The organism is Allocoleopsis sp. (assembly GCF_036703385.1).
In the GTDB taxonomy this organism is placed as follows: domain Bacteria; phylum Cyanobacteriota; class Cyanobacteriia; order Cyanobacteriales; family Coleofasciculaceae; genus Allocoleopsis.
In genome coordinates, this window is the sequence record NZ_DATNPA010000265.1 from 1 (window position 1) to 15,950 (window position 15,950).

The 15,950-nt window shown below is 47.4% G+C and carries 14 protein-coding genes, 1 tRNA gene and 1 pseudogene; 10 read left to right on the forward strand and 6 right to left on the reverse strand.

Going from position 1 to position 15,950, the window contains the following annotated elements; all coding sequences use genetic code 11:
• The 4 genes from V6C93_RS12635 to V6C93_RS12650 all read right to left on the reverse strand — a co-directional run.
• Positions 1-296 (reverse strand): hypothetical protein (locus V6C93_RS12635; RefSeq protein ID WP_333477014.1); only part of this gene is annotated, 296 nt, incomplete at its 3' end.
• Positions 297-322: 26 nt separating this feature from the next.
• A complete protein-coding gene (locus V6C93_RS12640; RefSeq protein ID WP_333477015.1) occupies positions 323-1,453 on the reverse strand; it encodes a CO2 hydration protein in 1,131 nt (376 codons plus the stop codon).
• A 177-nt stretch (positions 1,454-1,630) separates the two neighbouring features.
• On the reverse strand, positions 1,631-3,184 hold the full coding sequence (locus tag V6C93_RS12645) for an NADH-quinone oxidoreductase subunit M (protein WP_333477016.1): 1,554 nt from the start codon (positions 3,182-3,184) through the stop codon (positions 1,631-1,633).
• Positions 3,185-3,257: 73 nt separating this feature from the next.
• Entirely contained in the window at positions 3,258-5,165 is a 1,908-nt protein-coding gene (locus V6C93_RS12650; RefSeq protein WP_333477017.1) for an NAD(P)H-quinone oxidoreductase subunit F, read from the reverse strand.
• 675 nt (positions 5,166-5,840) lie between these two features.
• On the opposite strand from V6C93_RS12650, the gene V6C93_RS12655 reads away from it, so the two are divergent.
• From V6C93_RS12655 to V6C93_RS12690, 7 genes are all read left to right on the forward strand, one after another.
• Positions 5,841-6,152 carry a carbon dioxide-concentrating mechanism protein CcmK gene (locus V6C93_RS12655; protein WP_333477018.1) on the forward strand — a complete coding sequence of 104 codons (312 nt, stop codon included), beginning with the start codon at positions 5,841-5,843 and terminating at the stop codon, positions 6,150-6,152.
• A 95-nt stretch (positions 6,153-6,247) separates the two neighbouring features.
• Entirely contained in the window at positions 6,248-6,589 is a 342-nt protein-coding gene (locus V6C93_RS12660) for a carbon dioxide-concentrating mechanism protein CcmK (RefSeq protein WP_015184030.1), read from the forward strand.
• A gap of 190 nt (positions 6,590-6,779) precedes the next feature.
• Entirely contained in the window at positions 6,780-7,082 is a 303-nt protein-coding gene (locus V6C93_RS12665) for a EutN/CcmL family microcompartment protein (RefSeq protein ID WP_333477019.1), read from the forward strand.
• A gap of 185 nt (positions 7,083-7,267) precedes the next feature.
• The gene (locus V6C93_RS12670) at positions 7,268-9,022 is read left to right on the forward strand and encodes a ribulose bisphosphate carboxylase small subunit (protein ID WP_333477020.1); all 1,755 of its coding nucleotides are present in this window, start codon (positions 7,268-7,270) and stop codon (positions 9,020-9,022) included.
• Between the two features lie 243 nt (positions 9,023-9,265).
• Positions 9,266-9,976: a hypothetical protein gene (locus V6C93_RS12675; protein WP_333477021.1), complete on the forward strand. Its 711-nt coding sequence runs from the start codon at positions 9,266-9,268 to the stop codon at positions 9,974-9,976.
• Positions 9,977-10,158: 182 nt separating this feature from the next.
• Positions 10,159-10,944: a BMC domain-containing protein gene (locus V6C93_RS38225; RefSeq protein WP_349262696.1), complete on the forward strand. Its 786-nt coding sequence runs from the start codon at positions 10,159-10,161 to the stop codon at positions 10,942-10,944.
• Between the two features lie 437 nt (positions 10,945-11,381).
• The gene (locus V6C93_RS12690) at positions 11,382-12,395 is read left to right on the forward strand and encodes a LysR family transcriptional regulator (protein ID WP_333477022.1); all 1,014 of its coding nucleotides are present in this window, start codon (positions 11,382-11,384) and stop codon (positions 12,393-12,395) included.
• Here the strand turns inward: V6C93_RS12690 and V6C93_RS12695 are convergent.
• Positions 12,337-13,452 (reverse strand): ABC transporter permease, encoded by a 1,116-nt coding sequence (locus tag V6C93_RS12695; RefSeq protein ID WP_333477023.1) that lies wholly within the window; start codon positions 13,450-13,452, stop codon positions 12,337-12,339. The genes V6C93_RS12690 and V6C93_RS12695 overlap by 59 nt on opposite strands.
• 15 nt (positions 13,453-13,467) lie before the next feature.
• Positions 13,468-14,340: an Npun_R2479 family HD domain-containing metalloprotein gene (locus V6C93_RS12700; RefSeq protein ID WP_333477024.1), complete on the reverse strand. Its 873-nt coding sequence runs from the start codon at positions 14,338-14,340 to the stop codon at positions 13,468-13,470.
• 295 nt (positions 14,341-14,635) lie between these two features.
• On the opposite strand from V6C93_RS12700, the gene V6C93_RS12705 reads away from it, so the two are divergent.
• From V6C93_RS12705 to V6C93_RS12715, 3 genes and pseudogenes are all read left to right on the forward strand, one after another.
• A tRNA-Gly gene (locus V6C93_RS12705) sits at positions 14,636-14,707 on the forward strand.
• A 238-nt stretch (positions 14,708-14,945) separates the two neighbouring features.
• Positions 14,946-15,050: pseudogene (locus V6C93_RS12710) on the forward strand (IS607 family transposase); the annotation flags it as partial.
• 298 nt (positions 15,051-15,348) lie between these two features.
• Positions 15,349-15,950 (forward strand): 2-phosphosulfolactate phosphatase family protein (locus V6C93_RS12715; protein WP_333477025.1); only part of this gene is annotated, 602 nt, incomplete at its 3' end.

Below are 15,950 nucleotides of genomic sequence, written 5' to 3' on the forward strand. Positions count from 1 at the left end.
CCAACCCCTCTCCTAAGAGGAGAGGGGAGTAAGAGTCTGCCAATCCCTTTAGATCCTCCCTTACCTCGCTGAAATTGAGAAGTGCAATCAAAGACTCCTACTCCCCCCTTCCCTTGTAGGGAAGGGGGGTTGGGGGAGTTAGGTTTTTCGCTTGCGGGTAATACTAGCTTGGACAACACCCAGAGTACTTTATGAGTCCTTGTGTCTGTTTTTTGCGATCGCGCCATTACCACACCTGCCCTCTTCACCACTCTCAACTGTTGCACTGTATCTCTGAGAGTTGGGAGGTTATGCAAGTGAAAAAGAACTCTTAATTCAACTTTTAGGCATTAACCGCGTACAATCGTGACTCTTTAAACCGATCCATCCAGCCTTCCAAATAGCGCCGATTTTTCTGTTGTTGCTCTGGATCGGTGGTGTCGATAGGATAAGGTGCCAATCCTAAAATTGCCGCCGTTGTTACACAAAACATCGACTTCTGAAAACTGATACAAATCTGCACGCGCAAATCATCCTCACCCCGACGCGATCGCTTGTAAATATCGTGCATATAGTCAGGAAGATAATGACGCATATCTTGCATCAGCAGCGTCGGTGGAATTCCTGCCCCCCCAACGGGTAAGGGGTCAGCATACAAGGCACCATAAGCAAAACGGCTTTGATCCGGGGAAATTTGATACGCCTGAGCATTAAAAGAAACCGTACCCAGGAACGGTGTCCCCCGGAAGAAGATGGCCTCCACATAGGGAACGGCTACATCGGGCAGAAAGGTCAAACCAGCAGATTTGGGAATAATTTCATACGATTCACCCTGAATCTTTACCGAGTAGCTAATGGGTAAACCGGCGTCTTTTACCAAACCGGCTTTAACATGCTCGACGACCTGGGGAATTGACTTAATTTTTCCCTGTTCATAGAATTCAGCCAGTTCTACGAAAATGTCACTCATCACTCGCCAGAATTGCCCTAACCCGCTGTAGTAACACATCTGGCGTGTCTGTTCCAGTAGAAAATCAGGAAAGAGCCAGTCGAGTCCCTGCATCAGGGGATTGCCCTTAAACTTTGCCTGAATTGCTTTGCGCGATCGCGTCTCAAATTCCGGCGTATCCAGGTAGGCATCTAAACCGCCGCCGCCGTGCCAGAGCATTCCTTTCATGCAATATTCGGCGTACTCAAAATTAATGCGATCGTGCCACCAGTGACGCAGTAACTGCTTTGTTGAAATTTCTCCATTAAAATATTTAAAGAATGGAAAAATCACCAAATATTGATTTTCTGCAATGTAGTTGAGATTGCGGGAATAAGCATCCAGTACGATGCCGTAACTATGAAGAATTCCCACAACTTCCATCACATGTTCAGGTGAATCGGCTAGCAGAGCCTCACCAGCGATCAGCCGTTCGATATATTCTTCTAAAGGATGTTTTCGGGACTTTTTTTGGCTGAGTAACATTTAACTTCTCTTGCTCAAACAGGGTGATCTAAAAGAATTTTTCATCGTCGGTGTTAAGAAGCTTAGCACCGACAAAAATCAACTTGGTACTAGCACTTTAGGGCTTGATTACGTTTAAGTGCAACTACAAACATGACTAAAAGCCGATTCCTCGAGTTCTTTTCCCAATTCATCTATTTATCTGCTTACATCTGTGGTTTCCAATGTCGCCGCCACGTCTTGGATCAGTTCCGAGGTTACATTCTCGGAGGGCTGAAGCACAATTGTCTTTGATGTTGGAACAATAGCTGCCGTCGTTGTCTCTGAAAGAGCAACCAGCCAGGATGGCTGTAGGCCAAAAACCACGATCAAAACCGCTAAAACAATGGCTGGTATACGTTCTTTCCACAGCACTTTCGGCAAATCGATCACTTGTGGAGACAGACGCCCGAAGAAGGCGCGATCGAGCAGCACTAGAAAGTAAACAGCGGTTAAACCGGTACCCACCATACACAGGAGGGTTTGCACTGGGAAGACTGGGAAACTGCCGCGAAACACCAGGAATTCAGAGATGAATCCCACCATTCCCGGAATTCCTGCGCTTGCCATCACACCCAACACCATCAAGCTACCAATCAACGGCAAGCCTCGTTCTGGATTGAGCAAACCATTGAGAACGTCTAAATTGCGCGAACTAGTCTTTTTATAAACGACACCAACCAATACAAACAGTAACCCTGAAATCAATCCATGACTCACCATCTGAAGCACGGAACCTACAAGGGCAAGGGGTGTAGCAGCGGCAGCCGCCAGCAGGATATAGCCCATGTGACCTACAGAACTATAGGCCACCATTTTTTTCATGTCTCGTTGGGAGAGTGCATTGAAAGTACCGTATAACGTACTCACCACTGCCCAAACTGCTAACCAAGGCGCAGCAACTTTCCAGGCTTCCGGAAACAACTCCAAGCCAAACCGCAATAAACCATAGGTACCCAATTTCAGCAGCACAGCCGCTAACAGCACAGAAATGGGTGTTGATGCCTCAACGTGGGCATCGGGTAACCAGGTATGGAACGGCACTAGGGGAATCTTAATTCCAAAACCAATCACAATTGCTCCCAGTAGCAGCAATTGCGTGCCCATTGGTAATAAAGAAGCAACCGCAACATTGTCAGTATAAGCAAAGCTAGAGGCACCCCCCAAAAATACTAACCCTAGGAAGCCGGCCAGAAGTAGCGCTCCTGAAACCGCTGTATACAAGAGAAATTTGGTTGCTGCATAGCCGCGCCGCTGCCCTCCCCAAATGGCAATTAATAAATAGAGGGGAATTAATTCTATTTCATAAAACAGGAAGAACAGCAGCAAATCTTGAGCGACGAAAGCACCAGCAACCCCTGCATTTAAGAGCAAAATTAACGCATAATAAAACCGAGGTCGCTCGATATTTTCATCAGTGCAATGAAGCGCAATTGCAGTAAGCAACCCGTTTAACATCAGCAGCGGTAAAGAGAGACCATCTACCCCTAGACTGTAGGTCAACCTTAAAGCGTCAATCCAGGGGAGATGCTCCTGAAACTGCTGACTTACTTGCTGGGTATTAAACTGCGAAAGCAGGATGATTGACCCAATAAACACAGCATAAGCTACTGCCAGCGCCACATTACGGGCAACCTGACGCGTGAGGGTTCCAGGCCAAAACCCCACAATAGCAGCACTCAGTATGGGAACCCAAATCAAGGCACTCAGCATAAATTGACCAGTATCCTTACTAAAACGAAGGTCTTAAGAAATTGCCACGATCGCTGACCGCTGACGAAGACGACTAACCTCTCATTAATGACCTAATTAATGACCACTGCTCCAAAGACCATCCACTTAGAGACCACTGATTCAAAGGCCAAGTCATCAGGAGAGCCAAAAAGCTAACTCCCAATAAGATAGTCAGTGCATAAAACTGTGTCTTTCCCGAAGTGTTGTACTTCAAGGTTTGACCGCTAAATACGGCGACAAGACCCACTAAGTTAACTAATCCATCGACGAGATATTGATCGATCCAGGTGGCAATTTTAGACAACGAGCCAACCGCAAAAACCACTGTTACGCGGTAAAGGCGATCGATATAAAAGTCATAGGCTAACAAGTCTTGTACAAATTTTAAGGGAGCACGAACAGAGCGAGACCAGGTTCTGGGGAGGTAAACAATGGCACCCAAACTGCAACCGATTAGGCTGGATCCTGCTAGCAGCAGTTGGGCTGGCTCAATAAGATATTCGTATTTGGAGGGGGGCAGCAGTGAGAGTTCCTGTAGAAGAAGCGGCGTCATCAGCGTCACTAGGGTTAATGCCACCATCGGTACCGCCATCGGCCAAGTGACCTCTGGTGTTCGACGTGTTTTAGGCTGAGGCTTTCCGAGGAAAACTAAACGAAACTCACGGGTTAAACCAAAGGCTGTGATGCCGTTAACCAATAAAAAGGTTACTACGATACCAGGATGATATTGCCAAAAGGCATTAATTCCTTTACTCAGCGCCCAGTAGCCTCCTAGGGGTAAAAGTCCAATCAGACCAGCTGCACCCACGACAAAAGCCGTGGTTGTGGCTGGCATTCGCGACCACATCCCCCCCATTTCTGTGAGGTTTTGATTGTTGGTGGTGAGAATGATCGAACCCACGCTCATAAATAACAAGGCTTTCGCAACGGCATGGGCAACTAGTAAGGCGGCAGCAATATCAGCTCGCTGCAAGCCAATGGCGATAAACACTAAACCCAGCCAAGCACTGGTGGTATGGGAGATTGAGCGCTTAATATCGATCTGTGCGATCGCCACCAACGATTCGCCAATTGCTGTCACCGTTCCAAGCACAATCAGGGCAATTGACGCCACTGGCGACAGCGCTAAAACTGGTGTCAATTTAATCAATACGTAAGCACCGCAACTTACCACCAAAGAGTTCCGCAGCACAGAGGCGGGGTTTGGACCTTCCATTGCCTCATCAAGCCATAAATGCAAGGGAAATTGGGCGCATTTACCAATGGGAGCAGCAATCAACGCTAACCCCAGTAGCGTTGCGGTTAAAGACGATAGGTTAGCCGTAGCCGCCCACTCATACAAGTCAGGAAAGTTTAAGCTTCCTGCTAGAGTCGCCAGCGTCACCAACCCCATCAACAGGAAGATATCTCCCACCCGCTTTGTTAAAAAGGCATCTCGCGCTGCTGTTACAACCAAAGGCTGAGCATACCAAAACCCCACCAGTAAATATGTACTTAAGGTGAGCATCTCCAGCAAAGCATAGCTGAGAAATAAGGAATTACTGATGGCGACACCAATCATTGCCCCTTCAAAAAATCCTATTAAGGCGAAGAAGCGAGCTAACGCCCAATCTTTCTCCATGTATCCCAAAGCGTAGAGTTGCACCAACAGACTTAAGCTGGTAATAACCTCCATTGCTCCGGCACTGATGGGTGAGATCTCTAATGCCAAAGATAGATCTAGATCTGCGACACGCAGCCAGTGAAAAACTATATCTTGCGGTGGATGATTCAAAGCCCATCCTAAGATGAACCAGCCATGAACACAGGCCACAATCGTCATCAATAGGTTCAAGTAAGCTGCCGGTCGAGGTCCGGTGCGACGAATTACTCCTGTTGCCCAGGGGAGACTTAAAACGGCTCCCATTAGACCATAAAAAGGAACAAACCAGCTTGTCTGAGTGAGAAACTCCTGAGTCACGCTTTCCTACCTCACTATCTCTGAAAATCACTAAAAAATTAGGCAAAATAAGTCAAAGATTTGCTTTTTTAAGCCCGTAAAAAATTAAAAATAACTAATTTAATTTTTATTTTAATTCTGGGATATTCTGTTTCCTTCCTATAATTCATGTTAAATTTCTACCAATTTATCCCTTGGGGGTCTTAAATATCTTTGGGTCAACGGATAAAGAACAGAAGCTTTCCTAATATAAAGGAACTCTGATGAAACCCATAAAATCAACTTATAACCTTAAGTGCAGTAATTCCTTCACTTTTGAGCCATACAGCCAAGGTTGCATCCGGCAGCCGAGAATTTTGCTCCTAATCGTAAACTGCCAGTAATTATGGGTACTAGTGTTCTATCTTAATAGAAGTATATAAAAAAATTATAAAATAAAAGCAACCGTTCTCAAAATAGTGAATGTTCGTGAAATCCTATAGCCGATGAATGATGACTGTTAAGTTTTCTTAACCGCTTTCATTGAGAATTATTATAATAAATTATATTGATAAAGTGCACCAAGCTTCTCTATGCTGGGTTTAGCACTAAATGAGAGAAGTTTCTCAACCTAAAAAATGCACCCCTCGTCCGATTTTTGCTAAAGACTGATGGGTCGATGCTGTATTTGACTAATCCACCAGGAGAAAAGCACTAATGCCAATTGCTGTAGGAATGATTGAAACTAAAGGATTTCCGGCTGTTGTCGAAGCGGCAGATGCGATGGTGAAAGCCGCTCGTGTCACCCTTGTGGGTTATGAAAAAATCGGTAGCGCTCGGGTAACGGTCATTGTTCGTGGAGACGTCTCTGAAGTGCAAGCCTCAGTAGCCGCTGGCATTGAAGCGGCTAATCGAGTGAATGGGGGTGAAGTCGTATCGACCCACATCATTGCTCGTCCTCATGAGAACTTAGAGTACGTTCTACCAATTCGTTACAGCGAAGCTGTCGAACAGTTCCGTACTTTTTAGCGAAAGGCTCCGGCTGAGTCGGTTGACTTTCTTCGCCTTTGTTGTCCTAACAACTCATAAATCAATAAAAATCATAAGATCTTGGAGCTAAACTCATGTCAATCGCTGTCGGAATGGTAGAAACACTAGGCTTTCCCGCTGTCGTTGAAGCGGCAGATGCAATGGTGAAAGCCGCTCGCGTTACCCTTGTAGGTTATGAAAAAATTGGTAGTGGTCGCGTGACTGTGATCGTTCGCGGAGACGTCTCTGAGGTGCAAGCCTCTGTAGCCGCTGGAGTGGATAACGTGAAGCGAGTGAATGGGGGACAAGTTTTGTCTACTCATATTATTGCCCGTCCTCATGAAAACCTGGAGTATGTTTTGCCGATTCGCTACACCGAAGACGTGCAGCAGTTCCGCGAGAGTACTAATGCTATCCGTCCACTGAACCGTCCGTAAGATAGTCAACCGAGTTTAGGTTGCTGATAGCGTAGTGGGGCACTTTCTTCACACCTTTTGGATTGAAAGATTTTGGCACTCAGCCCGATAATCTCTAAAACTGAGCAGCGGATTGATTGTTCCAAACCCCCAGTTGAGATGGGATTAACAGGAATAATCCAAAATCCAAAATCCAAAATTTGGAGGATCAATGCAAATTGCCAAAGTTCGCGGCACGGTTGTTAGTACTCACAAAGAACCGAGTCTGAGAGGTGTTAAATTCCTCTTGTTGCAATTCCTGGATGAAGAAGGACAGCTACTGCCCCAATACGAAGTGGCAGCAGATGTTGTCGGTGCAGGAATGGATGAGTGGGTTCTGGTAAGTCGTGGTAGTGCGGCTCGTCAGGTGGGTGACAGTAATACTCGTCCTATCGACGCAATGGTAGTGGGGATTATCGATACGGTTAGTGTGGATAATCATGTTCTCTACAGCAAGAAAGATCAATATCGTTAGTAGCTTACAAGAGTGGTAACGTTGGAGAGCTAGAAGCGATCTCTAAGCAGCTAGTACTCAACAACGATAGTGGCAAAGGTCGTTAAGTTGCCTAAATTGGCGGGTCACCGACCTTTTCCACCTACTAGCTTTAAAGCTTATTTCTTACGCTTGTGTATCGCTTTTTCAGATAGGAGGAAGACTCTATGGCAGTCCGCAACTACGCGGCTCCGCCGACCCCTTGGTCGAACAGTTTGGCGGAACCGAAAATTCATGAAACTGCCTACGTACATTCTTTTTCTAACATTATTGGGGATGTACATATTGGTGAGAATGTTTTGGTTTCGCCAGGAACTTCCATTCGAGCCGACGAAGGGGGCCCGTTTTACATTGGCGCGGGAACAAACATTCAAGATGGCGTCGTGATTCATGGCCTAGAAGAAGGTTTGGTAATTGGAGATGACCAACAGAAGTACTCCGTCTGGATTGGGAAAAATACCTCCATTACCCACATGTGTCTGATTCATGGTCCAGCTTATATCGGTGATGATTGCTTCATTGGCTTTCGCTCCACGGTGTTCAATGCGCGGCTCGGAAGGGGTTGTATTGTGATGATGCACGCCTTAGTTCAGGATGTGGAAATTCCCCCCGGTAAATATGTGCCTTCAGGAGCCGTGATTAACAACCAGCAGCAAGCTGAGCGCCTGCCCGATGTCCAGGATGAGGATAGGCAGTTTGCTTTCCATTTCGTGGCCACTAACGAGTTATTACGGACGGGTTATCAATGCGCTGAGGATGAAGCGTGTACCGCACCGCTCCGAAATAAAATTTCTGATAAGTCTGACTCCAATAATATAGGCGAAAGCGATCGCTCTTCCATCAAAGAGCGCTCCGCAGACGCTTCACGCCAGCTCAAAAGTTCTCATAGTTCTAATGGTCTCATGTCTTCAACTACAGGATTAAATTCAGACGTTCAGCAACAAATCCGCCAGCTGTTAGCTCAAGGTTATCGGATTGGTGTCGAATATGCCGATGAGCGCCGCTTCCGCACCAGTTCCTGGAAGAGTGCTATCTCGATTCAGTCCGAGCGCCACTCAGATGTGATGCGTGCTTTAGAAGAAACGCTGGCAGAACACGCAGGCGAATATGTGCGCCTGATTGGGATTGACCCTAAGGCCAAGCGCCGGATTCTAGAGGAAATTATCCAAAAACCAGGTGACAAGGGTTCAACGTTGAATGGCACGGCTACCGCATCCCGTACTAGCTACAGCGCTGCTGCACCTCGGAGCCATAACGCAGCGTCGGTTTCAAGTGGTCAATTAAATTCAGACTTGGCAACAAAGGTGCGGCAATTGTTGGCTCAAGGTTACCGAATTGGTGTTGAGTATGCCGATGAGCGCCGTTTCCGCACCAGCTCCTGGAAGAGTGCTACCTCGATTCAGTCCGAGCGCCACTCAGATGTGATGAGGTCCCTAGAAGCCACGCTAGCTGAACACGAGGGTGAGTATGTACGCCTGATTGGTATTGACTCTAAGGCCAAGCGCCGGGTTCTGGAGGAAATTATCCAAAGACCAGGTGGCAAGCGCCAACCGACTGGTTCAGCTTCTACCGAAACCAATGGTACAGGTAGTTCCTCCAGCTATTCGTCGCGCACAGCAGAACCCTCAACCTCTGGGAGTTCAAAATCTTCTGGCACAGCCTTAAATAAAGAAACAGTTGAGCAGGTGCGTCAACTGTTAGCCCAAGGCTACAAAATTGGGACAGAACATGCCGATAAGCGCCGCTTCCGCACGGGATCTTGGCAAAGCTGTAGCCCCATCCAATCCAATCAAGTGTCGGATGTGCTTAATGGTCTAGAAGGCTGCATGGCTGAACATGGCGATGAGTATGTGCGGATGATTGGTATTGACCCGAAAGCTAAGCGGCGCGTCTTAGAGACGATTATTCAATCACCTAACTAAAAGAGTATGAAGTGTTAAGGCTGAAGGATGAAAAGTCAGATACTAGTGACAAAAGAGTGTGTTAAAGCAGCCGCCTAGTAGCAGCGTGGAACCTCTGAAGTCGGGAAAAATTCTCCCCGTCCTACTGCCTCTTTCATTCTTCAGCTTTGGTGCTTCATCCTTTATCCTTCATCCTTATTAATAAGAATGCATTTGCCTACACTGCCCTGGAGCAGTAACTCTCATGTATATGTGGAAGGCGATGTGAGCATTGATCCTAGTGCCGCGATCGCGCCTGGGGTAATTTTACGAGCCGCTCCAGACAGTAAGATTGTAATCGCGGCGGGTGTCTGTATCGGCATGGGGTCACTTCTTCATGCTCACGGGGGTACTCTCGAAGTGGAAGCAGGTGCAAATCTCGGTGCCGGTGTTCTGATCGTTGGCAAGGGAAAAATTGGATCAAATGCCTGTATCGGTTCAGTCACGACAGTTTTAAACTCATCGATTGCTCCGTGGCAAGTGGTGCCTGCGGCCTCGGTGGTAGGAGAAAAAGGCCGTCAAATTGCTGAGGTCTCTTCAGCATCCACCGCTACTCCTAGCCCTGGGACTCCCAACACTCCTGGCTCCAGCAAAAGCGCAGGCGTTAGCGTGACGCCGAGTACTGGCGCACCACTTCCGGTAACAAGTACACGACGTGATAGCGAAGCGGCACTAAGTGCCAGCGATAGCGGTGCGTCAGTGTCAACCAACCCCAGACTGGACAACTATTCCACAGAGCAGGAATCTCTCAATGGGCAAGTCCCATCTAACCGAACTGTGGCATCCGATGATGACGACAGGCGAGGACAGCTGACCCACGCAGACTCCCAAACTGAATCAGCGGCAGAAGCACCTACCTCAGAAGCTGGCCAACCCGTTTACGGGCAGGGTAGCCTGGATCGGATTCTTAAAACCCTGTTTCCCCACAATCCTTAAACCGTCCACCTGAAGACGGTTAGAGGGTGGAGTTGTTAGTTTTTAGTTGTAAGTTCTTAGACTTGATAACAACAGGCTCATTACAAAAGTCAGATATCTATCGTTAAAAGTCCCTGCCTTGGTAATTTTGCAACAAGTCTAACCAACAACTGACAGCCAACAACTACATAGAGGTTCTATTCATGGAGTCATATACACCGGGGAGCGTTCCCCAAGACCCGTTAGCCCAGGGCAATGCCTCTGGTACTCGCGACCATCGCCGTATGCAGTCCTCCTTAGGTTTGGTCTCCACCCTGAGCTTTCCCGTCATCGTGAGTACCGCTGATGCGATGCTCAAATCCTCTGGGGTTACGCTCATTGGATTTGAAAAAATTGGCAGCGGTCACTGTACTGCCATTGTGCGGGGGGCGACAGCCGAGGTGCGGATTGCAGTTCAAGCCGGTGTTGAACATGCCAAACGAGAAGGTCAACTGCTCTCCTCTCTCGTCATTCCTCGACCATTCCCCAATTTAGAAGTTATCTTTCCCATCGGTTCTCACTTACTGGATGAGACGTATCAGCCTCATCGCCCTCGCCATAGTAGTCATGCTGTGGGTTTATTGGAAACACGGGGATTTCCAGCAATTGTTGGTGCCGCCGATGCCATGCTCAAATCCGCCGATATTGAACTAACGGGTTACGAAACGATTGGAGCGGGTCTGTGTACGGTGATCATCCGGGGTCGAGTGGCAGAGGTGGCAATGGCTTTACAAGTTGGCATGGCAGAAGCTCAGCGGATTGGTGAACTGGTTGCCGTTACTGTAGTTACACGACCTCTAGAGGATTTGGAGAGAGCGCTCCCCTTGGCGAGTTGCCTGATTGAGGAGCAGCCTCAACCCCTCAGACTACCGATTAGTGTGAAGGAAACTGCCAAGGAACTGGTAGAACTGCCGGATTTACGAAAGCTACCCATTCCCAAGGATTCATGAAAATTCGACTCCGTAACTTGAAATAGGCGCAACCGAACGCCCTGCGATCCAGCAGCATCGCTTTTTATATCAGGTCTGGTTGCAAGGAAATTGTTAATCTTTTTCGTGCTGCTTCCCTGGCTCCTCCTGTTTGCCGGCCAGCCGGGAAAATATAATTCTCAAGTCAGCAGATTTGCTATTATCGAGTACCGCTAAAGAAGAAAAGCGTTGCACAGACCGGAGAAGATGAAAAGGTAGCGTCTCCTGTGAAATACAGGACGAAAATACACTAAGCCAATCCAAAGCATACAGCCGATTTTCTGTGCAACACTCTTTGGAAGGAAGACTGTCACTTGTTCCAGTTAGCAAAAATGATAACCTGGAATATCTATAGTTTTTTTTTGTGTTTCTTATAATTACAATAGATTATAATCTATAGTCCGGAAGGAGCACTATCCTTGAAGCAAGCCACGCTGCATCAGCTAAAGGTATTTGAAGCGGTCGCTCGGCACAATAGCTTTACACGAGCAGCAGAGGAACTATTTCTCACCCAACCCACTGTTTCGATGCAGGTCAAGCAGCTAACAAAAGCCGTGGGAATGCCTCTGTTTGATCAAGTCGGCAAGCGCCTGTATCTGACACAGGCCGGGGAGGAATTAGTCAAGACCTGTCGCGAACTGTTTGACAAATTAGACCAGTTTGAGATGACTATCGCTGACTTAAAAGGTCTGAAACAGGGACGCCTGCGGTTAGGCGTGATAACAACGGCGAAATATTTTGTCCCTCGTTTATTGGGGCCTTTTTGCAAGCGTTATCCAGGAATTGATGTGTCTCTCCAAGTCACAAACCACGAACACATCCTGAATCGTCTGAATGAGAATTTGGATGATCTGTATGTGATGAGTCAACTTCCGGAAAGTATGGAGGTCACCTACAAGCTAGTTCTAGAAAACCCTTTGGTTGTCTTGGCACCCGCAAATCATCCCCTAGCTCAGGAAAAAAATATTCCACTTGAACGGATTGCCTCTGAGCCTTTTATTATGAGGGAACCTGGATCGGGAACTCGCAAGGCTGTGCAAGCCCTGTTCGATGAGCATAAGCTTTCACTGAAAGTGCAGCTAGATTTGGGAAGTAATGAGGCAATTAAGCAAGCGATCGCAGGGGGTTTAGGTCTTTCCATCTTATCGCTGCACACGGTGGCGCTGGAAGTCCCTAACAGTCAGTTGACGGTTTTGGATGTTCAACATTTTCCCATCGAGCGTTATTGGTATGCCATCTACCCAAACGGCAAACAGCTGTCGATTGTTGCTCGCACTTTCCTCGATTATTTATTGATCGAAGGCAAGCAGCTTGCTGAGCAGACAGCAAAGCGAAAGATGGCTGACCCAGTCTCGTCTAGCAAGAACACAACTCCTAGCGCTGAAGACTTCGAGGATCGAGAGCATCCCGCAGACCGTCCCCCAGCAAATTAAAGGCCAACACGGTCAGGATAATCAGCAGCGCTGGAGGCCAAATCAACCAAGGCTGTAATACCAACATCGAAGCATTCGTCGCCACCGACAGCAGATTCCCCCAGGATGGGTCAGGTGGCTGAATGCCCAGACCAATCAAGCTCAGTACTGATTCGGCAACAATAAAGCTAGGAATAGCCAACGTTGTCCTGATAATTACATAAGTCGCGGTCTGGGGCAAAACATGGCGAATGATGATGTAGAAGGGATTAGCACCCATTGCTTGCGATGCCTGAATAAATTCCCGCTCTTTGATAGAAAGAACCTGCCCTCGAATCACCCGCGCCATCCCAGCCCAGTCAATAAACGAGGTGATCACAACAATTAATAGAAACCGCTGGGCACTCGTCAGGCTAGGTGGTAGCACGGCGGCAAGAGCGACAAGGAGATAAAGTGACGGAATCGTCATTAGTACTTCTACCAAGCGCATCAAGACAGCATCTGTCCAACCCCCGAAATAACCCGAAATTCCGCCTACTAATAAACCAATGGGAAAAGAAACAGCAATTCCTACCAGACCAATACTGAGGCTAATGCGACCGCCATGCAAGAGGCGACTGAACTGGTCGCGAGCCTGCTCGTCTGTCCCTAGCAGATTAATTTTGCCTTCACCCACCGTGCCAAACAGATGTACATCACAGGGAATTCCCCCAAACAACTCCACCAGATCAAAATTGGGCCCTATGGGTAAGCGGAGCTGAAAAAGCTTGTAGGTGGAACCTCTAGCAAAAAGGCGGAGCGGCGAGGGTTTGGAAAAGTCTCGCTTTAGTTCTCGCTTGCCCGTTTCTAGATCGGTTGGACCTTGGGTTGTTGGATAAACGTGTGGCCCGATAAACTGCCCTGCTTGGTTTTGCCAGTAAATTCGGGTGGGTGGCAGCAACGAACCATCCAGCTGTGGGTCATAGGGATTATAGGGGGCAACAAAATCAGCCGCGATGACAGCGACATAAAAAATTAAGAGCAGCAAGGCTCCCAACCGGGCGAGTGGATTCTTTTTGAGTTTGTGCCACCAATTCATGCTGTTAGAAGGTTATCAGTAAATCTGTTGTGCCAGTTGCCGATGTTCCTCCTCAGTTTTTTCATGTTCGATCACAAAAACATTCGAGTAGAGGTTGGCAACAATTTGTTTACCCTGCTGCGTCAGCCCTAGGTAACGCAAGGCTTGTTGAATATAAGGATATACTCCATTCCAGTAAAACATAGAGTAGTTTCGACGCAGATCTCCAGGGTGTCGATATCCTAGCGCCTGATTGACGCCAGTTTCTTCAAACTCATAATATAGGGCACTAATTTTTTTCAGATAGCGCGGGTCACTCATCTGACCAATCAAGTCAGATGCCCGGATTAATCCGGGGAAGTTAACTGTATCTTGATGATCGCCCTCTTTGGGCACGGGGAAACGAGTCAGTTCAATATTGTGTTTAATCACCTCGGCATCAATCAACTTGTGACCCCCAAACCGCTCATCAATGAAGAGTTTTGCCCGATCCACATGATAGGCAGTGAGGGACGCATCCGAAGCTCCGGGCGGGAGATGAACCATTTCTCCATTTTGACCCGTCGCGTACAATCTTTCTGTTTCCTTGTCGCTGCGACATACGCCTTTGACATAGCCAATGTCATGACATACCAAAGAGATAATAAAGTGCAACCAGTCCTCTGAAGTCACACCTCCCTCGCGGATATGTTTCCCGCGTAAAATCTCCTGTCCTACTAGGGCAACCATAATAGAGTGTTCGACATTATGATAAAGAGCATCACTGTTGGCAATATTTTCCATTGCCATGCTTCCAGCCCAAGCAATGATGTCTTCGTTATCTGTTTTAAGCCCTCCGTAAGTCCGGCGGTACCCATCCCGAAGTTTTTGAACAAACGCATCAATTAAAAGTTCAGTTGCGTTAAACATTCTCGATATTCGTTGATAGCTTTGACCTCAGCGGCACGCCAGCAGCGACAACTGCGTATGCTTTACAGTATGCAACAAGATTCTGTTGTCCACTCTTTTGGGTGTCACGATCGCTGTGTGTTTTTCATCACAGGCTGTTACTGAAGGAGCTAACGAGTGCAACTTGTATGCACGACAGCTTAGTCTAGCTTAGTTGTTGGGCGAATTTAGCCACTGCCAAAAGTGATGCTTGAGAACTAACGCATATCTGAGAAAGATTGTATAATAGAAGATGATTTATGCTAAAAACCTGTTTGCGGGTGTAGTTCAGTGGTAGAACGTCAGCTTCCCAAGCTGAATGTCGTCGGTTCGAGTCCGATCATCCGCTTTGATTAAAAAAGCAAAAATCCTGTAGATTCAGGGACTAGAATCTGAAGCCCAAAATCCTGACAATTCCCGACACAAGCTGACAATTGTGTGATGATAATGGTGTTATGTCAGGATTAACACCTCAAGAAGCCCCAGATGTGTTCGGAGTGTCTACCCGGACACTCCTGCGGTAGGAAGAAAAAGGAAAAATCACTCCTCGCCGAACAGAAGGCGGACACCGACGCTATGAGCTCTATTTAGAAATTATTACCGTTTTCTCGGCTCGCCTATACGGAAGTCGCTCTCACCGAAACAAACGAATTGTTGAACAACTTAGAGAAGTTGCAAAAGAACTTAAATGACTAGCGTTACCTACCAAACGAAAGCTCCATCAATGCTGACACAGTATGGCGAGGCGATGGGGCTTTTGTTTGGGAAAGTGGAGCGTCATTTATACAACGCTTTACAGTGAGTAGAAAAACTCAGTTTTCATAGTCAACAGATTAAGGTTGAGAACAATATAGATAGGTACTGTTTGTATTGTTCTCTTGTTTACTGGTGTAAACCTTCCCAAATACGGTCATTCATGGTCTATTAATTTGGTAACCCAGGCAAATAGAATGGGATCTCGGCAGTTTAAAATTCAGGTACAGTCCGCCAGTGAAGTTATTTATTTACCATACCCCCGAACTAACTCCAACCGATAAAGTGCCAGACTGTGCGATCGCTATTGATGTGCTGCGAGCCACAACGACAATTGCAACCGCCTTAAATGCAGGTGCTGAGGCTGTCCAAGCCTTCAGCAATATGGAACAATTGATGCACGTCAGCGAACAGTGGCCCCCTGACAAACGTCTTCGCGCCGGAGAACGCGGCGGTGCAATGGTGGCTGGCTGCGATTTGGGTAATTCTCCCCTAGATTGCACCCCTGAACGAGTTCGGGGACGGCGATTGTTTATCAGCACGACTAATGGAACCCGTGCTTTACAATGCGTTCAGAATGCTCCAATCGTTCTGGCAGCAGCCTTGGTGAATCGTTTGGCAGCCGTGCAGTATGTTTTGGCACAGCAGCCAGAGACGCTATGGCTGGTCGGCTCAGGTTGGGAAGGTAAATTTTCCCTAGAGGATACCGTTTGTGCAGGTGCGATCGCACACAGCCTTCTGGAAAAACTAAACGTACCCCTAGACGAACTGGCAGAAAATGATGAAGTAATCGGTGCGCTCGCACTCTACTCGCAGTGGAAAGACCAATTATTAGAATT